Source organism: Pseudomonas sp. PVC-3-1 (assembly GCF_057444315.1).
Genome location: NZ_CM172023.1, coordinates 310,197 through 335,119, shown reverse-complemented (window position 1 = coordinate 335,119; position 24,923 = coordinate 310,197). Strand labels below are relative to the sequence as shown.

Genomic DNA, 24,923 nt, shown 5'->3' with positions numbered 1-24,923 from the left:
CTACAGCGTAATCGGGCCGCCGAGGGCCAACAAGCAGCCCCGGCGGATATATCGTGAGCGGTGCCGCAGCTCAGACCAGCAGTTGGTTGGACAGGCCGGCGCTGCGGGTCAGGGCCTGACGGTACTCGTGATCGAGCCGGGCGATCAGATCGCCCACCGCCGGCAGGTCGCGGATATCGCCGACACCCTGGCCGGCGGACCACACAGTCTTCCATGCCTTGGCCTCGTCGCTCACCGGCTTGAGCTTTTCACCGTAGTTGAGCGCGCCCTTGTCGTTCAGCCGTTGCATGTCGAAGCCGGCGGCCTCCAGGCTCTGCCGCATGAAACTGGCCGGCACGCCGGAAACGGCGGGCGTGTGGATGATGTCAGAGGCGCGGGCGTCGAGCAGCATGTGCTTGTAGTCCTCGGACGCGGCGCTTTCGCGGGTGGCGATGAAACGGGTGCCAAGGTAGGCCAGGTCGGCCCCCAATACCTGGGCGGCGAGGATTTCGTGGCCATGGTTGATGCAGCCGGCCAGCAGTAGGGTCTTGTCGAAGAACTGGCGGATTTCGGCGATCAGTGCGAAGGGGCTCCAGGTGCCAGCATGGCCACCGGCACCGGCGGCCACGGCGATCAGGCCGTCGACCCCGGCCTCCGCTGCTTTTTCCGCGTGACGGCGAGTGGTCACGTCATGGAACACCAGGCCGCCATAGCTGTGCACGGCGTCCACCACCTCGCGCACCGCGCCCAGGCTGGTGATGACGATGGGCACCTTGTGCTCTACGCAGAGCTTCAGGTCCTCCTGCAGGCGTGGGTTGGTGTTGTGGACGATCAGGTTCACCGCATAGGGCGCGGCCTGCGGGTCGACGGCCAGCCCCGCCTCGATCTCTTCCAGCCAGGCCTTGAAGCCGCTGCTCTCGCGCTGGTTCAGCGCCGGGAAGCTGCCGACGATGCCGCTCTTGCAGCAGGCCAGCACCAGTTGCGGGTTGGAGACCAGGAACATCGGTGCCGCCACCAGGGGAATGCGCAGGCGGCGGTCGAGCAGGGCGGGCAGGGACATGACAGTCTCCTTGTCGGGGTCAGAAGGGTTTGACGACCACCAGGATCACGATGGCGAGCAGGAACAGCACCGGCACTTCGTTGAACCAGCGGTAGAACACATGGCTGCGGCCGCTCTCGCCACGGGCGAAGCGCTTGAGCATGGCGCCGCAGGCGTGGTGGTAGCCGATCAGCAGGACGACCAGGGTCAGCTTGGCGTGCATCCAGCCCTGGGTCAGCCAAGCCGGATTGAGGTAAAGCATCCAGGCACCAAGCACGAGGGTGAGGATCATCGACGGCCCCATGATGCCGCGGTAAAGCTTGCGCTCCATGATGCAGAAGCGCTCGCGGCTGGCGGCGTCCTCGCTCATGGCGTGGTAGACGAACAGGCGCGGGAGGTAGAAGAGGCCGGCGAACCAGCAGACCACGGCAATGATGTGAAAGGCTTTCAACCACAGATAAAGCATCGGGACTTCCTCGGATCACGGTAGAGCCGATAGTAGTGGCGCCGTGCAATGCCGTCATCCCTGTGGCGGCGGCTGCGTAGGAAAGATCGCCTGCCTGCGTCAATCGGTATCGCAGAGCGGCCAGTTGCCCCTGATCGGAAAGACGAAACGCTCGCGCCGCGTAACCCTCAATTCAGGCTGATTCGCTCTGTTCAGCGGGGGCAGCGGCTCATATCATGACTGCCCCTGAATTTGGCCCCATAGGTGGAGTGACAGGCAGATGATCAAGGTCGGTATCGTAGGCGGTACGGGTTATACGGGCGTGGAACTGCTGCGCCTGCTGGCGCAGCATCCCCAGGCTCGCGTCGAGGTGATTACCTCGCGTTCCGAGGAGGGCGTGAAAGTCGCCGATATGTACCCGAACCTGCGAGGCCACTATGACGGCCTGGCCTTCAGCGTGCCCGACGTGAAGCGTCTGGGCGAATGCGATGTGGTGTTCTTCGCCACTCCGCACGGCGTGGCTCATGCGCTGGCCGGCGAACTGCTGGCAACGGGTACCCGCGTGATCGACCTTTCCGCGGACTTCCGCCTGCAGGACGCCGAGGAATGGGCCAAGTGGTACGGCCAGCCCCACGGCGCTCCGGATCTGCTGCCCGAGGCCGTCTACGGCCTGCCGGAAGTGAACCGCGAGGCCATCAAATCCGCACGCCTGATCGCCGTTCCAGGATGCTACCCGACTGCCACTCAGCTCGGCTTCATTCCGCTGCTGGAGAATGGCCTGGCCGATGCCAGTCAACTGATCGCCGACTGTAAGTCCGGCGTCAGCGGTGCCGGCCGTGGTGCCAAGGTCGGTTCGCTGTTCTGCGAAGCCGGCGAGAGCATGATGGCGTATTCGGTGAAAGGCCACCGTCACCTGCCTGAAATCAGCCAGGGCCTGCGTCGCGCGGCCAAGGGCGATGTCGGCCTGACCTTCGTGCCGCACCTGACCCCGATGATCCGCGGGATCCACGCGACGTTGTACGCACGCGTGGCCGACCGTGGTATCGATCTGCAGAAGCTGTATGAAGAGCGCTATGCCAACGAGCCGTTCGTCGACGTGATGCCGGCCGGCAGCCATCCGGAAACCCGCAGCGTGCGTGGCGCCAATGTCTGCCGCATCGCGGTGCACCGTCCGCAGGGCGGCGACCTGGTGGTGATCCTGTCGGTGATCGACAACCTGGTAAAGGGCGCGTCCGGCCAGGCGATCCAGAACATGAACATCCTGTTCGGCCTGGACGAGCACCTGGGCCTGTCCAACGTCGCGCTGCTGCCTTGAGGAAAGACTGCCCCGGGAGACGGCCAATTGATCTGGACCAATGGATGAGTCGGATTAGTTGACCGTTTTTCTGGGGTAAGCGGATAATGGTCCGCAATGTTGTAACGTACGGCTTCGGCCGGGAGAGTTTTCACCATGACCATCGAAACCTTCACCCCCACTCCGCTGATGTTCTCGCAAGGCGCTGCGAACAAGGTGAAGAACCTGATCGACGAAGAAGGCAATCCGCGCCTCAAGCTGCGGGTGTTCGTCACGGGCGGTGGCTGTTCGGGCTTCCAGTACGGGTTCACCTTCGATGAAGACACCGCGGACGACGACACCATCGTCGAGCGCGATGGCGTCAACCTCGTGGTCGACCCGATGAGCTTCCAGTACCTCGCCGGTGCGGAAGTGGACTACCAGGAAGGCCTCGAAGGTTCGCGGTTCGTCATCAAGAACCCGAACGCAGCGACCACCTGCGGCTGCGGTCAGTCCTTCTCGATCTGATGCCGTTGATATGAAAACGCCGCGCAATTGCGCGGCGTTTTTGTTGGTGCCGTCGGATCAGGCTGGATAGTGCGCGCCAAGAATGCGCGGCCCCGTCGCGGCTGTGACTTCCGGGCAGTTTCCGGGCTCGCGCTCGAGAAAACGATGGGCCAGCCAGGCGAAGGCCATGGCTTCCATCCACTCCGGCGGAACGCCGCGATCGAGGCTGCTGATCACGCTGGCGCCAGGCATGTGCGCGGCCAGTCGCTGCATCAGCGTCGTATTGAAGGCGCCGCCACCGCAAACCACCACTTCTTCGCAGCCGGGCTGCGCATCCAATAGTGCCGCGGCGATGCTTTGGGCGGTCAGCTCAAGCAGGGATGCCTGTACATCCTCGCTTTTGACGGGACCATGCTTGGCCAGGATCGCGTTCAGCCAATTCAGGTTGAAGCGCTCGCGCCCGGTGCTCTTCGGGCCTTTGGCGGCAAAGAAGTCATCAGCCAGCATCTTTCGCAGCAGCGCCTGATCGATACTGCCACTGGCAGCCCAGGCGCCGTCGCGGTCGTAGGCTTCGCCACGCTGCTCCTGAATCCAGGCATCCAGCAGCACGTTGCCGGGGCCGCAGTCGAATCCGCGAACCGGCTTGCCAGGCCCGAGCAGCGATACGTTGCTGAATCCGCCCACGTTGAGGATGGCGCACTCTCGATCATCGCTACCGAACAGTGCGCGGTGAAAGGCGGGTACCAATGGTGCGCCCTGGCCGCCGGCGGCTACGTCGCGACGGCGGAAGTCGGCCACTACGTCGATGCCGGCCAGCTCGGCGAGCAGCGCCGGGTTGCCGATCTGCACGGTGAAGCCCAGATGCGGCTCATGGCGAATGGTCTGGCCGTGGCTGCCAATGGCGCGAATGGCGCTGGCGCTCAGCTTCTCGCGGGCGAGGAGTTCGTTGATGCCCTGTGCAGCCAGGCGTACCCAGCTGTTTTCCGCGAGGGCGGAGCGGGCGATTTCGTCAGGGCCGGAGGAGCAGAGTGCCAGGAGGTCGGCGCGGAGTGCCGCAGGCATCGGGAGGTAGTGGGAGGCGAGCAGGGTGGTCTGCTCGCCCTGCTCGATCAGGGCAATGTCCAGTCCGTCGAGACTGGTACCGGACATCACCCCCAGATAGAGCGGCATGGCTCAGCGCTTGTTCAGGGCCAGGAAGGTTGCTTTCTCCTGGTCCATGCGCGCGATCAGCGGTTGGGTCTGAGCCAGGAAGCGCTTGCGCTCCGGACCGCTCAGCGGGTCGGCTGTGGGCAGCTTGGCGCTCAGCGGGTCGACGTGCTGGCCGTTGACCTGGAACTCGTAATGCAGGTGCGGGCCGGTGGCCAGGCCAGTCATGCCGACATAACCGATGATCTGCCCCTGCTTCACTGCCACGCCGGAGCGGATGCCCTTGGCGAAGCGGCTCATATGGCCGTAAACGGTGCGATAGCGCTGGCCGTGCTGGATCACCACGGCGTTGCCGTAACCACCCTTGCGGCCGGCTTCGAGAATCTTGCCGTCGCCAGTTGCCTTGATCGGCGTGCCGATGGGGGCTGCGTAATCCACCCCCTTGTGTGCACGAATCTTGTTCAGGATCGGGTGGAAACGCCCAATCGAGAAGCGCGAGCTGATGCGAGCGAAGTCCACCGGAGTGCGGATGAACGCCTTGCGCATGCTGCTGCCGTCGGCGCGCAGGTAGCTGGTGTTGCCCTGTTTGTTGGTGTAGCGCACCGCGGTGTATTCCTTGCCGCGGTTGACGAAGCGTACAGCCAGGATGCTGCCGGTGCCGACCTGCTTGCCCTTCACCTGCTGGGATTCGTAGATCACATCGAACTCGTCGCCCTCGCGAATATCCTGGGCGAAGTCGATGTCGTAGCCCAGAACGTTGGCCATCGACATGATCAGGTCATGGGACAGGCCGGCATTACGGCCAGCAACGAACAGCGAACTGTCGATGCGACCGTGGGCATAGTTGGCGTGGACCGAGGGCTTCACCAGGTCGCGCTTGAAGTCATAGCCCTTGGCGGACTTGGCCAGGCTGATGGTTTCAAGATCGCTGCGCTTGACCTTCAGGCCCTGCAACTCGCCGTTGGAGCCGATGAGGAAGTCCACGTCCTGGCCGACATCAAGACGGGTGAACTGCTTGGCGTCCTTGTTGGCGGCAAGCATGTCGTGCACGGCGTTCGCCGGCAGGCCGGCCTTCGCGAACACGTTGGAAAGAGTGTCGCCCTTGCCCACGGTCACGCTCTTCCACGCAGGATCTGCGGGAGCGGAGGGGGAGGGTTGCTGCTTCGAATCGGCGAGATCGTTCTTCTTTTCCGCGTCTTTTCCGGCGCTGTTCTGGTCGTCCGGCTGGCCTTCTATCTGTGCAAAAGGCGAAGAGCCGTCGTCTTCCGTGACCGAATTGGGTCGAAGATCGTCTTTTTCCTGGAGAATCTGCTCGGTGCCGTTTTCCAGCTCAAGATTGAGCGTGGTCTTCTTCGCCTCGACCTCGGCCGAGGGGAACACCAGCAGAGCCAGGCTGAGGAGCGCTGCTACACCGCTTGCGGCCAGCAGATGGCTCTTCGGGTAGTACGGCGCTTTCTGATCGGATTGCGTCATGGCGTGAGTGGTGTTTTTGGAATGTGAAATAACTGCCTAAAATATAACCAAATTCCCTCTGAAGCAACCCTGATGTCGGGCTTCTGACGTCCTGTCCTCTGGCGCTGGGCAAAACTTGTTTTTAGTGCCTGTTCTTGTATCGTTGGTTCCCTTTCGCAATTCGCAACGTACAGGAACCTGCAATGAAGTCGGTCGAAGAGCAGCTGGCGCTGATCAAGCGTGGAGCAGACGAAATTCTCGTGGAAGCCGAGCTGATCGAAAAGCTCAAGCGCGGCCAGCCCCTGCGTATCAAGGCCGGCTTCGACCCGACCGCTCCGGACCTGCACCTGGGTCATACCGTCCTTATTAATAAGCTGCGTCAGTTCCAGGACCTGGGCCATCAGGTCATCTTCCTGATCGGCGACTTCACTGGGATGATCGGTGACCCCAGCGGGAAAAGTGTTACCCGCCCACCCCTCACTCGCGAGCAGGTTCTCGACAACGCTGAAACGTACAAGGCCCAGGTCTTCAAGATTCTTGACCCCGCGAAGACTGAAGTAGCCTTCAATTCCACCTGGATGGACCAGCTTTCCCCCGCTGATTTCATTCGTCTGGCTTCCCAGTACACCGTTGCTCGTATGCTGGAACGCGATGATTTCAGCAAACGCTATGCCAGTAATCAGTCCATCGCCATTCACGAGTTCCTTTATCCGCTGGTTCAGGGCTACGACTCGGTGGCCCTGCGTGCAGATGTCGAGCTCGGCGGCACCGACCAGAAATTCAACCTGCTGATGGGGCGCGAGCTGCAGCGCGCCTATGAGCAGGAGCCTCAGTGCATCCTGACCATGCCGCTGCTCGAAGGCCTGGATGGCGTCAAGAAGATGTCCAAGTCCCTGGGGAACTACATCGGCATCCAGGAAGCGCCGGGCGTCATGTACAGCAAGCTGGTCTCCATCCCGGACACTCTGATGTGGCGCTATTTCGAGCTGCTGAGCTTCCGCTCCATGGAAGAGATCGAAGGCTTCAGGAAAGACGTCGAGGCTGGCGCCAACCCGCGCGACATCAAGATCAAACTGGCCGAAGAGATTGTGGCTCGCTTCCATGGTGAAGAGGCGGCTGCTTCGGCGCACAAGTCCGCAGGTAACCGTCTTAAAGAGGGCGAGCTGCCGGAAGATCTGCCGGAAGTGGAAGTCGCTGCTGCAGAAGACCTGCCGATTGGCGCTGTCCTTAATAAGGCAGGCCTGGTGAAGAACTCTGCCGTCGCCCGCGATCTGCTGTCGTCTGGCGGTGTGCGTGTGGATGGTGAGGTCGTGGATCGCAGCTTTGTCTTCAAGATCGGCGCTACCCATGTGCTGCAGGCGGGCAAGAAGGCCTTCGCTCGCGTCTCCCTGGTCGCTGAGTGAAGAAAGTTTAAATTAGTCGTTGACGGCCCATTTAAACTCCCTATAATGCGCACCACTCCCAGCGACGAAGCGCTGAAAGAACTTGAAAATCAAGTACTTACAGAGATTCGAAGTTGAGAGTGGTGGTCGGGCAGGTGATTCACTTGCCGCTTTTCATTAGCTGCCCGGCAGCGAGCTGAAAAGAAGATCGCCGAGGTGGTTGACAGCGAGTTTGATCGCTGTAGAATGCGCCTCCCGCTGATGAGAAGGTTTCCTTCACTGAAGCACAAGCGATTGAGTAGAAAAGAGATTTTCGAAAAATAAAGCTTGACGAAAGATGAGGTTGGCGTAGAATGCGCGCCTCGGTTGAGACGAAAGCCTTAACCAACTGCTCTTTAACAAGTTGAATCAAGCAATTCGTGTGGGTGCTTGTGATGTAAGACTGATGATCGACTGATTATCAGCAACGCAAGTAACACTCGTGAATTCGAGAGTTTTAGCTCTTTAAATAGAGCATGCGATTGCTGAGCCAAGTTTAGGGTTTTCTCAAAACCCAAGCAGTATTGAACTGAAGAGTTTGATCATGGCTCAGATTGAACGCTGGCGGCAGGCCTAACACATGCAAGTCGAGCGGATGAGTGGAGCTTGCTCCATGATTCAGCGGCGGACGGGTGAGTAATGCCTAGGAATCTGCCTGGTAGTGGGGGACAACGTTTCGAAAGGAACGCTAATACCGCATACGTCCTACGGGAGAAAGCAGGGGACCTTCGGGCCTTGCGCTATCAGATGAGCCTAGGTCGGATTAGCTAGTTGGTGGGGTAAAGGCCTACCAAGGCGACGATCCGTAACTGGTCTGAGAGGATGATCAGTCACACTGGAACTGAGACACGGTCCAGACTCCTACGGGAGGCAGCAGTGGGGAATATTGGACAATGGGCGAAAGCCTGATCCAGCCATGCCGCGTGTGTGAAGAAGGTCTTCGGATTGTAAAGCACTTTAAGTTGGGAGGAAGGGCAGTAAGTTAATACCTTGCTGTTTTGACGTTACCAACAGAATAAGCACCGGCTAACTTCGTGCCAGCAGCCGCGGTAATACGAAGGGTGCAAGCGTTAATCGGAATTACTGGGCGTAAAGCGCGCGTAGGTGGTTTGGTAAGATGGATGTGAAATCCCCGGGCTCAACCTGGGAACTGCATCCATAACTGCCTGACTAGAGTACGGTAGAGGGTGGTGGAATTTCCTGTGTAGCGGTGAAATGCGTAGATATAGGAAGGAACACCAGTGGCGAAGGCGACCACCTGGACTGATACTGACACTGAGGTGCGAAAGCGTGGGGAGCAAACAGGATTAGATACCCTGGTAGTCCACGCCGTAAACGATGTCGACTAGCCGTTGGGATCCTTGAGATCTTAGTGGCGCAGCTAACGCGATAAGTCGACCGCCTGGGGAGTACGGCCGCAAGGTTAAAACTCAAATGAATTGACGGGGGCCCGCACAAGCGGTGGAGCATGTGGTTTAATTCGAAGCAACGCGAAGAACCTTACCTGGCCTTGACATGTCCGGAATCTTGCAGAGATGCGAGAGTGCCTTCGGGAATCGGAACACAGGTGCTGCATGGCTGTCGTCAGCTCGTGTCGTGAGATGTTGGGTTAAGTCCCGTAACGAGCGCAACCCTTGTCCTTAGTTACCAGCACGTTATGGTGGGCACTCTAAGGAGACTGCCGGTGACAAACCGGAGGAAGGTGGGGATGACGTCAAGTCATCATGGCCCTTACGGCCAGGGCTACACACGTGCTACAATGGTCGGTACAGAGGGTTGCCAAGCCGCGAGGTGGAGCTAATCCCATAAAACCGATCGTAGTCCGGATCGCAGTCTGCAACTCGACTGCGTGAAGTCGGAATCGCTAGTAATCGTGAATCAGAATGTCACGGTGAATACGTTCCCGGGCCTTGTACACACCGCCCGTCACACCATGGGAGTGGGTTGCTCCAGAAGTAGCTAGTCTAACCGCAAGGGGGACGGTTACCACGGAGTGATTCATGACTGGGGTGAAGTCGTAACAAGGTAGCCGTAGGGGAACCTGCGGCTGGATCACCTCCTTAATCGAAGATCTCAGCTTCTTCATAAGCTCCCACACGAATTGCTTGATTCACTGGTTAGACGATTGGGTCTGTAGCTCAGTTGGTTAGAGCGCACCCCTGATAAGGGTGAGGTCGGCAGTTCGAATCTGCCCAGACCCACCAATTGTTGTGGTGTGCTGCTGATCCGATGGGGCCATAGCTCAGCTGGGAGAGCGCCTGCTTTGCACGCAGGAGGTCAGGAGTTCGATCCTCCTTGGCTCCACCATTAATCGTCGAAAGCTCAGACATGAATGTTCAAGTTGAACGAACATTGATGTCTGGTCTTTGTGCCAGAACTGTTCTTTAAAAATTTGGGTATGTGATAGAAGTAGACTGAATAATCTCTTTCACTGGTGATTATTCAAGTCAAGGTAAAATTTGCGAGTTCAAGCGCGAATTTTCGGCGAATGTCGTCTTCACGTTCGAGACAATAACCAGATTGCTTGGGGTTATATGGTCAAGTGAAGAAGCGCATACGGTGGATGCCTTGGCAGTCAGAGGCGATGAAAGACGTGGTAGCCTGCGATAAGCTTCGGGGAGTCGGCAAACAGACTTTGATCCGGAGATCTCTGAATGGGGAAACCCACCCGGGATAACCTGGGTATCTTGCACTGAATACATAGGTGTAAGAGGCGAACCAGGGGAACTGAAACATCTAAGTACCCTGAGGAAAAGAAATCAACCGAGATTCCCTTAGTAGTGGCGAGCGAACGGGGATTAGCCCTTAAGCTTCTTTGAATCTAACAGAACGCTCTGGAAAGTGCGGCCATAGTGGGTGATAGCCCCGTATGTGAAAGGTTCTTTGAAGTGAAATCGAGTAGGACGGAGCACGAGAAACTTTGTCTGAATATGGGGGGACCATCCTCCAAGGCTAAATACTACTGACTGACCGATAGTGAACCAGTACCGTGAGGGAAAGGCGAAAAGAACCCCGGAGAGGGGAGTGAAATAGAACCTGAAACCGTATGCGTACAAGCAGTGGGAGCCTACTTGTTAGGTGACTGCGTACCTTTTGTATAATGGGTCAGCGACTTATATTCAGTGGCGAGCTTAACCGTATAGGGAAGGCGTAGCGAAAGCGAGTCTTAATAGGGCGTTTTAGTCGCTGGGTATAGACCCGAAACCGGGCGATCTATCCATGAGCAGGTTGAAGGTTAGGTAACACTGACTGGAGGACCGAACCCACTCCCGTTGAAAAGGTAGGGGATGACTTGTGGATCGGAGTGAAAGGCTAATCAAGCTCGGAGATAGCTGGTTCTCCTCGAAAGCTATTTAGGTAGCGCCTCACGTATCACTCCAGGGGGTAGAGCACTGTTTCGGCTAGGGGGTCATCCCGACTTACCAAACCGATGCAAACTCCGAATACCTGGAAGTGTCAGCGTGGGAGACACACGGCGGGTGCTAACGTCCGTCGTGAAAAGGGAAACAACCCAGACCGTCAGCTAAGGTCCCAAAGTTATGGTTAAGTGGTAAACGATGTGGGAAGGCTTAGACAGCTAGGAGGTTGGCTTAGAAGCAGCCACCCTTTAAAGAAAGCGTAATAGCTCACTAGTCGAGTCGGCCTGCGCGGAAGATGTAACGGGGCTCAAACCATACACCGAAGCTACGGGTGCATCGCAAGATGCGCGGTAGAGGAGCGTTCTGTAAGCCTGTGAAGGTGAGTTGAGAAGCTTGCTGGAGGTATCAGAAGTGCGAATGCTGACATGAGTAACGACAATGGGAGTGAAAAACTCCCACGCCGAAAGACCAAGGGTTCCTGCGCAACGTTAATCGACGCAGGGTTAGTCGGTCCCTAAGGCGAGGCTGAAGAGCGTAGTCGATGGGAAACAGGTTAATATTCCTGTACTTCTAGTTACTGCGATGGAGGGACGGAGAAGGCTAGGCCAGCTTGGCGTTGGTTGTCCAAGTTTAAGGTGGTAGGCAGAGATCTTAGGTAAATCCGGGATCTTAATGCCGAGAGCTGATGACGAGTCATCTTTCAGATGATGAAGTGGTTGATGCCATGCTTCCAGGAAAAGCTTCTAAGCTTCAGGTAACTAGGAACCGTACCCCAAACCGACACAGGTGGTTGGGTAGAGAATACCAAGGCGCTTGAGAGAACTCGGGTGAAGGAACTAGGCAAAATGGCACCGTAACTTCGGGAGAAGGTGCGCCGGCGAGGGTTAAGGATTTACTCCGTAAGCCCATGCCGGTCGAAGATACCAGGCCGCTGCGACTGTTTATTAAAAACACAGCACTCTGCAAACACGAAAGTGGACGTATAGGGTGTGACGCCTGCCCGGTGCCGGAAGGTTAATTGATGGGGTTAGCGAAAGCGAAGCTCTTGATCGAAGCCCCGGTAAACGGCGGCCGTAACTATAACGGTCCTAAGGTAGCGAAATTCCTTGTCGGGTAAGTTCCGACCTGCACGAATGGCGTAACGATGGCGGCGCTGTCTCCACCCGAGACTCAGTGAAATTGAAATCGCTGTGAAGATGCAGTGTATCCGCGGCTAGACGGAAAGACCCCGTGAACCTTTACTGTAGCTTTGCACTGGACTTTGAGCCTGCTTGTGTAGGATAGGTGGGAGGCTTTGAAGCGTGGACGCCAGTCTGCGTGGAGCCATCCTTGAAATACCACCCTGGCATGCTTGAGGTTCTAACTCTGGTCCGTTATCCGGATCGAGGACAGTGTATGGTGGGCAGTTTGACTGGGGCGGTCTCCTCCTAAAGAGTAACGGAGGAGTACGAAGGTGCGCTCAGACCGGTCGGAAATCGGTCGTAGAGTATAAAGGCAAAAGCGCGCTTGACTGCGAGACAGACACGTCGAGCAGGTACGAAAGTAGGTCTTAGTGATCCGGTGGTTCTGTATGGAAGGGCCATCGCTCAACGGATAAAAGGTACTCCGGGGATAACAGGCTGATACCGCCCAAGAGTTCATATCGACGGCGGTGTTTGGCACCTCGATGTCGGCTCATCACATCCTGGGGCTGAAGCCGGTCCCAAGGGTATGGCTGTTCGCCATTTAAAGTGGTACGCGAGCTGGGTTTAGAACGTCGTGAGACAGTTCGGTCCCTATCTGCCGTGGACGTTTGAGATTTGAGAGGGGCTGCTCCTAGTACGAGAGGACCGGAGTGGACGAACCTCTGGTGTTCCGGTTGTCACGCCAGTGGCATTGCCGGGTAGCTATGTTCGGAATAGATAACCGCTGAAAGCATCTAAGCGGGAAACTAGCCTCAAGATGAGATCTCACTGGGAACTTGATTCCCCTAAAGGGCCGTCGAAGACTACGACGTTGATAGGTCGGGTGTGTAAGCGCTGTGAGGCGTTGAGCTAACCGATACTAATTGCCCGTGAGGCTTGACCATATAACACCCAAACAATTTGCGTGTTGTACGGTGAAGACGTAACGAACCGAAAGTTCGTGTGAACCGCAAATACCTGTCACATACCCGAATCTGGATGAGCGTGTGCACCTGCCACGAGCGTCCATAAAGAATTGCTTGACGACCATAGAGCGTTGGAACCACCTGATCCCATCCCGAACTCAGTAGTGAAACGACGCATCGCCGATGGTAGTGTGGAGTTTCTCCATGTGAGAGTAGGTCATCGTCAAGCTCCTATCCCAAGACCCCTGGTCAGCATCGCTGGCCGGGGGTTTTGCTTTTGCGCGCGGGAAAACTGAGCCAATTGCTGCGTAGGCAATTCAGGCATGCCTCTATATGATGCGTGCCTGACTGTTGCGGGGGTGATATGCAGACCTTGCTGAAATTGCTGAGCGATGGCCGCTTTCATTCTGGAGAGGAGCTGGGTGCTCTGCTCGGAGTAAGTCGCAGCGCCGTCTGGAAACGTCTTGAAGGGTTCGAGCGTGACTACGGAGTGGTCGTGCAGCGCGTGCGCGGCCGTGGTTATCGCCTTGAGGAGCCGTTCAGTATCGTTGCGCCCAGGTCTGATTCCGGTCCATGGCCGCTCGATGTCCTGTTTTCCATCGACTCCACCAATGCCGAGGTGCTGCGGCGCCTCTCCGCCGGAGCCGCGGCGCCCTTCGCTATCCTGGGGGAGCGGCAGACTGCCGGGCGGGGCAGGCGAGGGCGCCAGTGGGAGAGTCCTTTCGGCGCCAACCTCTATTACACCCTGGGTATCGCCGTCCGTGGAGGAGCTCAGGAGCTGGAGGGGTTGAGCCTTGTCGTTGGTCTTGCGGTCGCCAGGGCCATCCAGGCGCTGGGTGTGCAGAGTGTCGGCCTCAAGTGGCCCAACGATGTTCTGGTTGGCGGCAAGAAGATTGCCGGCATCCTGCTGGAACTCACGGGTGATCCCGCCGATATCTGCAGTGTCGCCATTGGCGTCGGAATCAATGTGAACATGCGCAAGGCGGAGGCCATTGACCAGCCCTGGACCTCAATGCGCGAGTCGCTGGGGCGACTGGTTAACCGGAATGAGTTGCTGCAGGCGCTGGAGTCGCAGCTTGCACATGTTCTTTCCCGCCACCGTGAGCGCGGATTTGCCGCCAGCCGCGAAGAGTGGGAATCCCTTCATCTATGGCAGGGGCGGCAGGTCACGTTGTCCACTGCCGCCAATAATATCGTTGGGCTTGCGCTTGGCATTGATGAGAGGGGCGCGCTGCGCCTGCTGGTCGATGGTAAGGAGCAGAGCTACAGCGGAGGCGAGCTGAGTCTGAGGTTGTCGGATGATTCTTGAGTTGGATTGCGGAAATAGCCTGATCAAGTGGCGAGTGGTCAGAAAACACGACCTGGTGACCGTCGCTGGTGGTGTGGCTGACTCCGACCAGGCGCTGCTCGAACAGTTGAAGGCCAGCGAGGTAGTGGATATTCACTACTGCCGTATGGTCAGTGTGCGCAGTGAGCAGGAGACGGACGAGCTTCGGATCGGTCTGGAGAGCGCATTTTCCATTACGGTGCAGATTGCTGCGCCCGCAATTGAGCTCAGTGGCGTAGTCAACGGCTATCGGGAGTATCAGCGACTTGGTATGGATCGCTGGCTGGCTCTTGTGGCTGGTCACTGCCTGGCCGGTCGCGGTTGCCTGGTGATTGATCTCGGCACCGCGGTGACTTCGGATCTCGTTGATGCCGGCGGCAAGCACCTGGGTGGGTATATTGCGCCCGGTATGCCGCTGATGCGCAGTCAGCTGCGTACGCACACGCGCCGCATTCGCTATGACGACGAGGCTGCCCATGAGGCATTGCAGAACCTGCTGCCAGGACAGGAAACCTCCGAGGCTGTGGAGCGTGGTTGTGTGTTGATGTTGCGCGGATTCGTTCGTGAGCAGATTGCGCTGGCCAACAAGCTGCTGGGCGAGGATTGTGCTGTCTATCTGACCGGGGGCGATGCCGAGCTCGTCAAGGATGAGTCCGCTCGCGCCGTCGTGCTTCCGGACCTGGTGTTTCTCGGCCTGGCGCTCGCCTGTCCGATCGAGTGAGTCTGATCGATGCGTTGGTTCTTCCTTTTCCTGCTTGCTCTTAACGTCTTCTATTTCGTCTGGCATCAACAGCAGGCGCCATTGCGTCCCAAGGAGATTGCGCCGCTGAGTTTGTTCCACAGCGAGCAGAAGAATATCCGCCTGCTCAGTGAGTCAGCCGAGGCGCCAAAGCGCCGGCAGGCAGAAGAGAGGCCAGCGACTGCCCCTGCGTCCGCTTGCGTGTACCTGGGGAGCTTTCCGGCTGAAGATCGTGCTCGGCAATTGGTTCAGCGCTTGCTGAGCCTGGATGTCCAGGCTTCGGTGCAGTCGGTGGATGCCACGGCTGGTGTCGATTACTGGGTGTATCTGCCGCCTCTGGCGTCGCGCCAGGCTTCGCTGTGGCAGCTTCGCGAGCTGCAGGCGCGCAAGATCGATAGCTATATCATCACGGAGGGCGACCTGACTGACGGAATATCCCTGGGGATCTTCCAGCGCAAGGATTCCGCTGACAGTGTCGTGGAGCGTCTGAAGTCCGCTGGTTACGATGCTCTGGTGCGCGAGCTGGCTCGTTCGCAGCATGATTATTGGGCGCAGATAACCGCGGAAAGCGGGCGTCTGGTGGACGATGCCCTGGTGCGCCAATTGGCTCCGGATTTCCCTGAACTGCAAAAACAAACAATGCCGTGCAAAAACGTTGCAAGCCCTCAATAGTTTGAATAGAATGGCGCCCGCTTCACAGGGGTGACCTGAAAAGGTCAAGCACTGGAAGCCGTTGTCGAAGAGCTAAGCTCAAGTTTTTTAAAGAAAAACAGTTGACAACGCGGTGGCAGGCTGTAGAATGCCGCCTCACTCGGAGGGGTTCCCGAGCGGCCAAAGGGATCAGACTGTAAATCTGACGTCTCAGACTTCGAAGGTTCGAATCCTTCCCCCTCCACCAGTTTCAAGCGTGAGCTGCAAGCTCCGCGGGTATAGTTCAGTGGTAGAACCTCAGCCTTCCAAGCTGATGATGCGGGTTCGATTCCCGCTACCCGCTCCAAGTTTGTTGCTTATGTCTTGCTCATGTAGCTCAGCTGGTAGAGCACACCCTTGGTAAGGGTGAGGTCAGCGGTTCAAATCCGCTCATGAGCTCCATCTCGCAAAGGCAGATATGAAAATATCTGCCTTTGTTTTAATGGTGACGTGACTTTCTCAAATCCTTACGGGAGGCGGTCAAGATGGCTAAAGAAAAGTTTGAGCGTAACAAGCCGCACGTAAACGTCGGCACCATCGGTCACGTTGACCACGGCAAAACCACTCTGACCGCTGCTCTGACCAAGGTCTGCTCCGAGACCTGGGGTGGCTCCGCTCGCGCTTTCGACCAGATCGACAACGCGCCGGAAGAGAAGGCTCGTGGTATCACCATCAATACCTCTCACGTTGAATACGACTCGCCGGTACGCCACTACGCTCACGTAGACTGCCCGGGCCACGCCGACTACGTGAAGAACATGATCACCGGTGCTGCCCAGATGGACGGCGCGATCCTGGTTTGCTCGGCTGCTGACGGCCCCATGCCGCAGACCCGCGAGCACATCCTGCTGTCCCGCCAGGTAGGCGTTCCTTACATCGTCGTGTTCCTGAACAAGGCCGACATGGTTGACGACGCCGAGCTGCTGGAACTGGTCGAAATGGAAGTTCGCGATCTGCTGAACACCTACGACTTCCCGGGCGACGACACTCCGATCGTGATCGGTTCCGCTCTGATGGCTCTGAACGGCCAGGACGACAACGAGATGGGCGTTTCCGCCGTGCGCAAGCTGGTAGAAACCCTGGACTCGTACATCCCCGAGCCCGAGCGCGCCATCGACAAGCCGTTCCTGATGCCGATCGAAGACGTATTCTCGATCTCTGGTCGTGGCACCGTGGTAACTGGCCGTGTTGAGCGTGGCATCGTCAAGATTCAGGAAGAAGTGGAAATCGTCGGTATCAAGGCGACCACCAAAACTACCTGCACCGGCGTTGAAATGTTCCGCAAGCTGCTCGACGAAGGTCGTGCTGGTGAGAACGTTGGCGTCCTGCTGCGTGGCACCAAGCGTGAAGACGTAGAGCGTGGCCAGGTTCTGGCCAAGCCGGGCACCATCAAGCCGCACACCAAGTTCGAGTGCGAAGTGTACGTGCTGTCCAAAGAAGAAGGTGGTCGTCACACCCCGTTCTTCAAAGGCTACCGTCCGCAGTTCTACTTCCGTACCACCGACGTAACCGGCAACTGCGAACTGCCGGAAGGCGTTGAAATGGTAATGCCGGGCGACAACGTGAAAATGGTTGTCACCCTGATCGCTCCGATCGCCATGGAAGATGGTCTGCGCTTCGCGATTCGCGAAGGCGGCCGTACCGTTGGCGCCGGCGTGGTTGCCAAGATCATCGAATAATCGATTGATCTTTCCCTCTCGGGCCGGCATAATGGTCGGCCTGACTTTGTTCTAGGCCAGTAGCTCAATTGGCAGAGCGGCGGTCTCCAAAACCGCAGGTTGGGGGTTCGATTCCCTCCTGGCCTGCCAGATTTTTCAAGATCTGGCACTTCTTTAAACGGGATTCCTAGCAGATGAATGCGAAGGTAGAAGCCAAAGAGTCGCGTCTTGATCTCTTGAAGTGGCTTGTGGTTGCAGTGCTGGTGGTGGTGGCTGTGGTTGCCAACCAGTATTACTCCGCGCAACCGATCTTCTATCGCGTTCTCGGTATCCTCGTGATGGCGGCTGTCGCAGGTTTCGTCTCGCTGCAGACCGTCAAGGGGCGTGCATTCTTTACTCTTGCTAAGGAAGCGCGCGCCGAGATTCGCAAGGTTGTATGGCCGTCTCGTCAAGAGACAACTCAGACCACGCTGATCGTAGTGGCAGTAGTGCTTGTAATGGCGCTGGTGCTCTGGGGGCTCGACTCCCTGCTAGGTTGGCTGGTTTCCATGATCGTAGGTTAAGGGTGTTCCGTGGCTAAGCGTTGGTACGTTGTGCATGCCTACTCGGGTTACGAGAAGCATGTCATGCGCTCGCTGATCGAGCGGGTCAAACTGGCCGGCATGGAGGATGGGTTTGGTGAGATTCTCGTCCCCACCGAAGAAGTCGTGGAGATGCGGAACGGCCAGAAGCGCAAGAGTGAGCGCAAATTCTTCCCGGGTTATGTCCTGGTGCAGATGGAAATGAACGAGGGTACTTGGCACCTGGTCAAGGACACTCCTCGCGTCATGGGCTTCATTGGTGGTACTGCCGATAAGCCGGCACCGATCACCGACAAGGAAGCTGATGCCATTCTGCGTCGTGTTGCCGATAGCGGCGACAAGCCGAAGCCGAAGACTCTGTTTGAGCCGGGTGAGACCGTTCGTGTGATCGATGGTCCGTTCGCTGATTTCAACGGTGTCGTCGAAGAAGTTAACTACGAAAAGAGCCGCATCCAGGTCGCTGTGCTCATTTTCGGTCGCTCTACTCCGGTAGAGCTGGAGTTCAGCCAGGTAGAGAAAGTTTAACTGGCACACTGAATCCCACACCCCGCAGCCCTAGGCTGCGGGGTTTTGTCGTCCTTGGGATAAAACGCGAAAGCAACCGGGGAGCCCGCCAGGGCGCTTGACCCGCATTTGGAGTAGCAAATGGCTAAGAAAATCACGGCTTACATCAAGCTGCAAGTTAAGGCCGGCCAGGCCAACCCGTCGCCGCCCGTTGGTCCGGCTCTGGGTCAGCACGGCGTGAACATCATGGAATTCTGCAAGGCGTTCAACGCCAAGACCCAAGGCCAAGAGCCGGGTCTGCCGACTCCTGTGATCATCACCGTTTACAGCGACCGTAGCTTCACCTTCGAAACCAAGAGCACCCCCGCTGCCGTCCTGCTGAAAAAAGCAGCTGGCATCACCAGCGGTTCCGCTCGTCCGAACTCTCAGAAAGTCGGCACCGTTACCCGTGCTCAGCTGGAAGAGATCGCCAAGGCCAAGCAGGCTGACCTCACCGCTGCTGACCTGGACGCTGCCGTACGCACCATTGCTGGCTCCGCGCGCAGCATGGGCCTGAACGTGGAGGGTGTGTAATGGCTAAGCTGACCAAGCGTCAAAAGGCTATCGCCGAGAAAATCGAAGCGGGCAAGCAATACGGCTTCGAAGATGCCGCCAAGCTGCTGGCCGAGCTGTCGACCATCAAGTTCAAGGAGTCCGTGGACATCGCCATCAATCTGGGCGTAGATCCGCGTAAATCCGACCAGGTCGTACGTGGCGCCACCGTTCTGCCGAACGGTACCGGCAAATCCGTACGCGTTGCCGTCTTCACCCAGGGTCCTGGTGTTGAAGCTGCCCTGGCTGCTGGTGCAGACAAGGTTGGCATGGACGAGCTGGCTGCCGAAATGAAGGCCGGTGACCTGAACTATGACGTCGTCATCGCTTCCCCGGACGCAATGCGTGTTGTTGGCCAGCTGGGCCAGGTACTGGGCCCGCGCGGTCTGATGCCGAACCCGAAAGTCGGCACCGTGACTCCGGACGTCGCTACCGCCGTCAAGAACGCTAAAGCCGGTCAGGTGCGTTTCCGTACCGACAAGAACGGCATCATCCACGCTTCCGTTGGCAAGATCGACTTCGAGCCGGTCAAGCTGAAGCAGAACGTGGAAGCGCTGCTGAGCGATCTGAAGCGTCTGAAGCCGTCCTCCTCGAAGGGCGTGTACGTTCAGCGCGTAACCCTGAGCACCACCATGGGCCCGGGTCTGCAGATCGATCAGGCTTCGCTGGAAGGCTGATGAACTAAGTCGAGCAGTGGGTTCGCCCACTGCTCGCAGGTATTGGGGTCCCTGCCTGGCGGGGGCTATCCAAGACCGTAGGCGGCGCAAGCCTTAAACCTCAAGCCTACGCAGATGGTGCTCCCGATTCGTTTACCGAATCAGACACCAAAACGCCGTCCGGCTCCGGCTGGACGAATCGGTAACATCCAGGAGTAAACCCGTGGCAATTAAACTCGAAGACAAGAAGGCCATCGTCGCTGAAGTCAACGAGGCTGCCAAAGCCGGTCTGTCCGCTGTCGTGGTTGATGCACGCGGCGTGACTGTCGGCGCAATGACCGGACTCCGTAAAGAGGCCCGCGCAGCTGGTGTGTACGTGAAAGTCGTACGTAACACCCTGCTCAAGCGCGCCGTTGAAGGCACTCAGTTTGAAGTGCTCAACGACGTGTTCAAGGGCCCGACCCTGATTGCTTTCTCCAACGAACATCCGGGCGCTGCCGCTCGTATCTTCAAGGAGTTTGCCAAGGGTCAGGACAAGTTCGAGATCAAGGCGGCCGCGTTCGAGGGTCAGTTCCTCGCAGCCAATCAGATCGACGTGCTGGCGACCCTGCCGACCTACAACGAAGCTGTTGCACAGCTGATGAGCGTGATCCAAGGCGCTACCAGCAAGCTGGCTCGTACTCTGGCGGCAATTCGCGATCAGAAAGAAGCAGCTGCAGCCTAAGGCTCGGCATCTCCTTTCAACCTTTTTTGTTTAATTCGATGGCCTTAGGCCGTCACCCAATACAGGAATTAGAGTCATGGCTCTGACCAACGAAGACATCATCTCCGCCGTATCCGAAATGTCCGTCATGCAGATCGTTGAACTGATCAAGGCGATGGAAGAGAAGTTCGGCGTTACCGCTGCTGCCGCTACCGTTGCTGCTGCTGGCCCGGCTGCTGCCGCTGCTGAAGAGCAAACCGAGTTCACCATCGTCCTGGCCGAAGCTGGCGACAAGAAAGTGAACGTGATCAAGGTCGTTCGTGAACTGACCGGTCTGGGCCTGAAAGAAGCCAAGGCTGTCGTTGACGGCGCCCCGGGCGTGGTCAAGGAAGGCGCTTCGAAAGAAGAAGCCGAAGCTGCCAAGAAAGCCCTGGAAGAAGCAGGCGCCAAGGTCGAGCTCAAGTAAGTTCGTACCTTGCGTCGACAGCCCGAGCGTTAAGCGACAGGCTGATGGCTGGTGGCAATTGCCACCGGCCTTTTTCCGTTATGGGTGGGGTGCCGTAGGTGCCTCCCATAACGTGAAAATCCCGCCACGCGTGGCGGCGCAAACCTAGGGTTTGCACGATTTTTGGGCTGCTCCCCTGTGCGGGAGAGGCCAAACAAGCAGGTGACCAAGCTGGGGAACGCTGATGGCTTACTCATACACTGAGAAAAAACGTATCCGCAAGGACTTTAGCAAGTTGCCGGACGTCATGGATGTGCCGTATTTGCTGGCCATCCAGCTGGATTCCTATCGCGAATTCCTGCAGGCGGGTGCAAGCAAGGACCAGGTCCGAGATATCGGCCTGCATGCGGCCTTCAAGTCCGTCTTCCCGATTATCAGCTATTCCGGCAATGCTGCCCTGGAATACGTCGGCTACCGTCTGGGTGAGCCGGCCTTCGATGTCAAGGAATGCGTGCTGCGCGGTGTGACCTTTGCGGTCCCGCTGCGTGTGAAAGTGCGCCTGATCATTTTCGACAAGGAATCGTCGAACAAAGCGATCAAGGACATCAAGGAACAAGAAGTCTACATGGGGGAAATCCCCCTGATGACCGAGAACGGTACCTTCATCATCAACGGTACCGAGCGCGTCATCGTTTCCCAGCTGCACCGCTCCCCGGGTGTGTTCTTCGACCACGACCGTGGCAAGACCCACAGCTCCGGCAAGCTGCTGTACTCCGCTCGCATCATTCCTTACCGCGGCTCCTGGCTCGATTTCGAGTTCGATCCGAAGGACTGCGTGTTCGTTCGTATCGACCGTCGCCGCAAGCTGCCGGCTTCCGTCCTGCTGCGCGCGCTGAACTACAGCACCGAGGAAATCCTCAACGCGTTCTATGACACCAACGTCTACGAGATCAAGGGCGAGACCCTGAATCTGGAGCTGGTGCCGTCGCGTCTGCGTGGCGAGATCGCCAGCTTCGATATCAAGGATGCTGCCGGCAAGGTCATCGTTGAAGCGGGCCGCCGTATCACCGCGCGCCACATCAACCAGCTCGAGAAGGCCGGCATCAGCCAGCTGGAAGTGCCGTTCGACTACCTGATTGGCCGTACCGTGGCCAAGGCTGTCGTGCACCCGGCTACTGGCGAGATCATCGCCGAGTGCAACACCGAGCTGACCGTCGATGCCCTGGCGAAGATTGCCAAGGCCCAGGTTGCGCGTCTGGAAACCCTGTACACCAACGACATCGACTGCGGTCCGTTCATCTCCGACACGCTGAAGATCGACTCCACCAGCAACCAACTGGAAGCGCTGGTCGAGATCTATCGCATGATGCGTCCCGGTGAGCCGCCGACCAAGGAAGCTGCCGAGACCCTGTTCGGCAACCTGTTCTTCAGCGCCGAGCGTTACGACCTGTCCGCCGTCGGCCGCATGAAGTTCAACCGTCGTATCGGTCGTACCGAGATCGAAGGCGCTGGCGTCCTGAGCAAGGAAGACATCGTCGAGGTTCTCAAGACCCTGGTTGCCATCCGTAACGGTAAAGGCATCGTCGACGACATCGACCACCTGGGTAACCGTCGCGTCCGTTGCGTCGGCGAGATGGCCGAGAACCAGTTCCGTGTTGGCCTGGTGCGTGTAGAGCGCGCGGTCAAGGAACGTCTGTCGATGGCCGAAAGCGAAGGCCTGATGCCGCAGGACCTGATCAACGCCAAGCCGGTGGCTGCCGCGATCAAGGAGTTCTTCGGTTCCAGCCAGCTGTCGCAGTTCATGGACCAGAACAACCCGCTCTCAGAGATTACCCACAAGCGCCGCGTCTCCGCACTCGGCCCGGGTGGTCTGACCCGTGAGCGCGCGGGCTTCGAGGTTCGTGACGTACACCCGACTCACTACGGTCGCGTGTGCCCGATCGAAACCCCTGAAGGTCCGAACATCGGTCTGATCAACTCCCTGGCTACCTACGCCCGCACCAACAAGTACGGCTTCCTGGAAAGCCCGTACCGCGTGGTGAAGGAAGGTCTGGTCAGCGACGACATCGTCTTCCTGTCCGCGATCGAAGAAGCTGACCATGTCATCGCTCAGGCGTCCGCGACCCTGAACGAAAAAGGCCAACTGATCGACGAACTGGTCGCCGTACGTCACCTGAACGAATTCACCGTGAAGGCGCCGGAAGACGTCACTCTCATGGACGTTTCGCCGAAGCAGGTCGTTTCCGTCGCTGCCTCGCTGATTCCGTTCCTCGAGCACGACGACGCCAACCGTGCACTCATGGGTTCGAACATGCAGCGTCAGGCTGTACCGACCCTGCGCGCCGACAAGCCGCTGGTAGGTACCGGCATGGAGCGCAACGTCGCCCGTGACTCCGGCGTCTGCGTGGTTGCCCGTCGAGGCGGCGTGATCGACTCGGTTGACGCCAGCCGTATCGTGGTTCGCGTGAACGACGACGAAGTCGAGACTGGCGAAGCCGGTGTCGACATCTACAACCTGACCAAATACACCCGTTCCAACCAGAACACCTGCATCAACCAGCGTCCGCTGGTGCAGAAGGGTGATCAGGTCTCGCGCAGCGACATCCTGGCCGACGGCCCGTCCACCGACATGGGTGAACTGGCTCTGGGTCAGAACATGCGCGTAGCGTTCATGCCCTGGAACGGCTTCAACTTCGAAGACTCCATCTGCCTGTCCGAGCGCGTGGTCCAGGAAGATCGTTTCACCACGATCCACATCCAGGAACTGACCTGCGTTGCCCGTGATACCAAGCTCGGCCCAGAAGAAATCACCGCGGACATCCCGAACGTGGGTGAGGCTGCGCTGAACAAGCTGGACGAAGCGGGCATCGTCTACGTCGGCGCCGAAGTACAGGCCGGCGACATCCTGGTCGGCAAGGTCACCCCGAAAGGCGAGACCCAGCTGACTCCGGAAGAGAAGCTGCTGCGCGCGATCTTCGGTGAGAAGGCGTCCGACGTGAAGGACACCTCCCTGCGTGTGCCGACCGGCACCAAGGGCACCGTCATCGACGTACAGGTCTTCACCCGTGATGGCGTAGAGCGCGACAGCCGTGCCCTGTCCATCGAGAAGATGCAGCTGGACGAGATCCGCAAGGATCTGAACGAAGAGTTCCGCATCGTCGAAGGCGCAACCTTCGAGCGTCTGCGTTCCGCTCTGGTCGGTGCCAAGGCCGACGGCGGTCCTGCCCTGAAGAAAGGCGCAGAGATCACCGACGAGTACCTGGACGGCCTCGAGCGCGGCCAGTGGTTCAAGCTGCGCATGGCGGAAGATGCTCTGAACGAGCAGCTGGAGAAGGCCCAGGCCTATATCAGCGATCGCCGTCAGATGCTGGACGACAAGTTCGAAGACAAGAAGCGCAAGCTGCAGCAGGGCGACGACCTGGCTCCGGGCGTACTGAAGATCGTCAAGGTCTACCTCGCTATCAAGCGCCGCATCCAGCCGGGCGACAAGATGGCAGGCCGCCACGGTAACAAGGGTGTGGTCTCGGTGATCATGCCGGTCGAAGACATGCCGCATGACGTGCATGGCACTCCGGTCGACATCGTTCTGAACCCGCTGGGCGTACCGTCGCGTATGAACGTTGGCCAGATTCTCGAAACCCACCTGGGCCTCGCGGCCAAGGGTCTGGGCGAGAAGATCAACCGCATGCTCGAAGAGCAGCGCAAGATCGCCGAGCTGCGTGTGTTCCTGAACGAGATCTACAACGAAATCGGCGGCCGCCAGGAAAGCCTGGACGAGCTGAACGATAACGAGATCCTCGCTCTGGCCAACAACCTCAAGGGCGGCGTGCCCATGGCGACCCCGGTGTTCGACGGTGCCAAGGAGCGCGAGATCAAGGCCATGCTGAAGCTGGCCGATCTGCCGGAGAGCGGTCAGATGCGTCTGTTCGATGGCCGCACCGGCAACCAGTTCGAGCGTACGACCACTGTTGGTTACATGTACATGCTCAAGCTGAACCACCTGGTCGATGACAAGATGCACGCACGTTCCACCGGCTCCTACAGCCTGGTTACCCAGCAGCCGCTGGGTGGTAAGGCGCAGTTCGGTGGCCAGCGTTTCGGGGAGATGGAGGTCTGGGCGCTGGAAGCCTACGGTGCCGCCTACACCCTGCAGGAAATGCTGACCGTGAAGTCGGACGACGTGAACGGCCGTACCAAGATGTACAAGAACATCGTGGACGGGGATCACCGCATGGAGGCCGGCATGCCCGAGTCCTTCAACGTGTTGATCAAAGAGATCCGCTCGCTCGGCATCGATATCGAACTGGAAACCGAATAAC

18 protein-coding genes, 6 tRNA genes and 3 rRNA genes are annotated in these 24,923 nt (G+C 58.4%); 23 read left to right on the top strand and 4 right to left on the bottom strand.

What is annotated here, in order from left to right; translation table 11 throughout:
- Positions 1 to 70 precede the first annotated feature (70 nt).
- Both AC2T4A_RS01675 and hemJ read right to left on the bottom strand, forming a co-directional pair.
- A complete protein-coding gene (locus tag AC2T4A_RS01675) occupies positions 71 to 1,039 on the bottom strand; it encodes an NAD(P)H-dependent flavin oxidoreductase (RefSeq protein ID WP_486742599.1) in 969 nt (322 codons plus the stop codon).
- Between the two features lie 19 nt (positions 1,040 to 1,058).
- A complete protein-coding gene (gene hemJ, locus AC2T4A_RS01670) occupies positions 1,059 to 1,484 on the bottom strand; it encodes a protoporphyrinogen oxidase HemJ (RefSeq protein WP_416743323.1) in 426 nt (141 codons plus the stop codon).
- Between the two features lie 259 nt (positions 1,485 to 1,743).
- Here hemJ and argC point away from each other — a divergent pair, with 259 nt between their 5' ends.
- Both argC and erpA read left to right on the top strand, forming a co-directional pair.
- Entirely contained in the window at positions 1,744 to 2,778 is a 1,035-nt protein-coding gene (argC, locus tag AC2T4A_RS01665; RefSeq protein ID WP_478378223.1) for an N-acetyl-gamma-glutamyl-phosphate reductase, read from the top strand.
- Between the two features lie 135 nt (positions 2,779 to 2,913).
- A complete protein-coding gene (gene erpA / locus AC2T4A_RS01660; protein ID WP_045212604.1) occupies positions 2,914 to 3,264 on the top strand; it encodes an iron-sulfur cluster insertion protein ErpA in 351 nt (116 codons plus the stop codon).
- Positions 3,265 to 3,321: 57 nt separating this feature from the next.
- On the opposite strand, the gene AC2T4A_RS01655 is transcribed toward erpA, so the two are convergent.
- Together AC2T4A_RS01655 and AC2T4A_RS01650 are read right to left on the bottom strand one after the other, a co-directional pair.
- Positions 3,322 to 4,413: an anhydro-N-acetylmuramic acid kinase gene (locus AC2T4A_RS01655; RefSeq protein WP_486742597.1), complete on the bottom strand. Its 1,092-nt coding sequence runs from the start codon at positions 4,411 to 4,413 to the stop codon at positions 3,322 to 3,324.
- Between the two features lie 3 nt (positions 4,414 to 4,416).
- Entirely contained in the window at positions 4,417 to 5,862 is a 1,446-nt protein-coding gene (locus tag AC2T4A_RS01650; RefSeq protein WP_416743318.1) for a peptidoglycan DD-metalloendopeptidase family protein, read from the bottom strand.
- 182 nt (positions 5,863 to 6,044) lie between these two features.
- Between AC2T4A_RS01650 and tyrS the strand changes: the two genes are divergently transcribed.
- The 21 genes from tyrS (at position 6,045) to rpoB (ending at position 24,922) form a co-directional block, all read left to right on the top strand.
- Positions 6,045 to 7,244: a tyrosine--tRNA ligase gene (gene tyrS / locus AC2T4A_RS01645; protein ID WP_478378221.1), complete on the top strand. Its 1,200-nt coding sequence runs from the start codon at positions 6,045 to 6,047 to the stop codon at positions 7,242 to 7,244.
- Between the two features lie 544 nt (positions 7,245 to 7,788).
- Positions 7,789 to 9,325, top strand: a 16S ribosomal RNA gene (locus AC2T4A_RS01640).
- A 64-nt stretch (positions 9,326 to 9,389) separates the two neighbouring features.
- A tRNA-Ile gene (locus AC2T4A_RS01635) sits at positions 9,390 to 9,466 on the top strand.
- A 27-nt stretch (positions 9,467 to 9,493) separates the two neighbouring features.
- Positions 9,494 to 9,569, top strand: a tRNA-Ala gene (locus tag AC2T4A_RS01630).
- Positions 9,570 to 9,798: 229 nt separating this feature from the next.
- Positions 9,799 to 12,689, top strand: a 23S ribosomal RNA gene (locus tag AC2T4A_RS01625).
- 134 nt (positions 12,690 to 12,823) lie between these two features.
- A 5S ribosomal RNA gene (gene rrf, locus AC2T4A_RS01620) occupies positions 12,824 to 12,939 on the top strand.
- The 16S, 23S and 5S rRNA genes sit together here with 2 tRNA genes alongside, the layout of an rRNA operon.
- A gap of 135 nt (positions 12,940 to 13,074) precedes the next feature.
- Positions 13,075 to 14,019: a bifunctional biotin--[acetyl-CoA-carboxylase] ligase/biotin operon repressor BirA gene (gene birA / locus AC2T4A_RS01615; protein ID WP_416746430.1), complete on the top strand. Its 945-nt coding sequence runs from the start codon at positions 13,075 to 13,077 to the stop codon at positions 14,017 to 14,019.
- A complete protein-coding gene (locus tag AC2T4A_RS01610) occupies positions 14,009 to 14,758 on the top strand; it encodes a pantothenate kinase (RefSeq protein WP_486742596.1) in 750 nt (249 codons plus the stop codon). The genes birA and AC2T4A_RS01610 overlap by 11 nt, the downstream gene beginning before the upstream one ends.
- 9 nt (positions 14,759 to 14,767) lie before the next feature.
- Positions 14,768 to 15,448 carry an SPOR domain-containing protein gene (locus tag AC2T4A_RS01605; RefSeq protein WP_478379922.1) on the top strand — a complete coding sequence of 227 codons (681 nt, stop codon included), beginning with the start codon at positions 14,768 to 14,770 and terminating at the stop codon, positions 15,446 to 15,448.
- Positions 15,449 to 15,589: 141 nt separating this feature from the next.
- A tRNA-Tyr gene (locus tag AC2T4A_RS01600) sits at positions 15,590 to 15,674 on the top strand.
- A 25-nt stretch (positions 15,675 to 15,699) separates the two neighbouring features.
- A tRNA-Gly gene (locus AC2T4A_RS01595) sits at positions 15,700 to 15,773 on the top strand.
- A gap of 19 nt (positions 15,774 to 15,792) precedes the next feature.
- A tRNA-Thr gene (locus tag AC2T4A_RS01590) sits at positions 15,793 to 15,868 on the top strand.
- A gap of 83 nt (positions 15,869 to 15,951) precedes the next feature.
- Positions 15,952 to 17,145 (top strand): elongation factor Tu, encoded by a 1,194-nt coding sequence (gene tuf, locus AC2T4A_RS01585; protein ID WP_054910987.1) that lies wholly within the window; start codon positions 15,952 to 15,954, stop codon positions 17,143 to 17,145.
- 53 nt (positions 17,146 to 17,198) lie between these two features.
- A tRNA-Trp gene (locus tag AC2T4A_RS01580) sits at positions 17,199 to 17,274 on the top strand.
- 44 nt (positions 17,275 to 17,318) lie between these two features.
- Positions 17,319 to 17,687, top strand: a complete 369-nt coding sequence (secE, locus tag AC2T4A_RS01575) for a preprotein translocase subunit SecE (protein WP_045217345.1) — start codon at positions 17,319 to 17,321, stop codon at positions 17,685 to 17,687.
- 9 nt (positions 17,688 to 17,696) lie between these two features.
- Positions 17,697 to 18,230, top strand: coding sequence for a transcription termination/antitermination protein NusG (gene nusG, locus AC2T4A_RS01570; RefSeq protein WP_015475310.1), 534 nt, complete (start codon positions 17,697 to 17,699; stop codon positions 18,228 to 18,230).
- A gap of 120 nt (positions 18,231 to 18,350) precedes the next feature.
- Complete coding sequence (rplK, locus tag AC2T4A_RS01565) at positions 18,351 to 18,782, top strand: 50S ribosomal protein L11 (protein WP_024767122.1); 432 nt, start codon at positions 18,351 to 18,353, stop codon at positions 18,780 to 18,782.
- Complete coding sequence (gene rplA, locus AC2T4A_RS01560) at positions 18,782 to 19,477, top strand: 50S ribosomal protein L1 (RefSeq protein WP_015475312.1); 696 nt, start codon at positions 18,782 to 18,784, stop codon at positions 19,475 to 19,477. The genes rplK and rplA overlap by 1 nt, the downstream gene beginning before the upstream one ends.
- A gap of 202 nt (positions 19,478 to 19,679) precedes the next feature.
- Complete coding sequence (gene rplJ, locus AC2T4A_RS01555) at positions 19,680 to 20,180, top strand: 50S ribosomal protein L10 (RefSeq protein WP_416746423.1); 501 nt, start codon at positions 19,680 to 19,682, stop codon at positions 20,178 to 20,180.
- Positions 20,181 to 20,256: 76 nt separating this feature from the next.
- On the top strand, positions 20,257 to 20,625 hold the full coding sequence (gene rplL, locus AC2T4A_RS01550) for a 50S ribosomal protein L7/L12 (RefSeq protein WP_017516430.1): 369 nt from the start codon (positions 20,257 to 20,259) through the stop codon (positions 20,623 to 20,625).
- Positions 20,626 to 20,848: 223 nt separating this feature from the next.
- A complete protein-coding gene (rpoB, locus tag AC2T4A_RS01545) occupies positions 20,849 to 24,922 on the top strand; it encodes a DNA-directed RNA polymerase subunit beta (protein ID WP_416746420.1) in 4,074 nt (1,357 codons plus the stop codon).
- Position 24,923 lies beyond the last annotated feature (1 nt).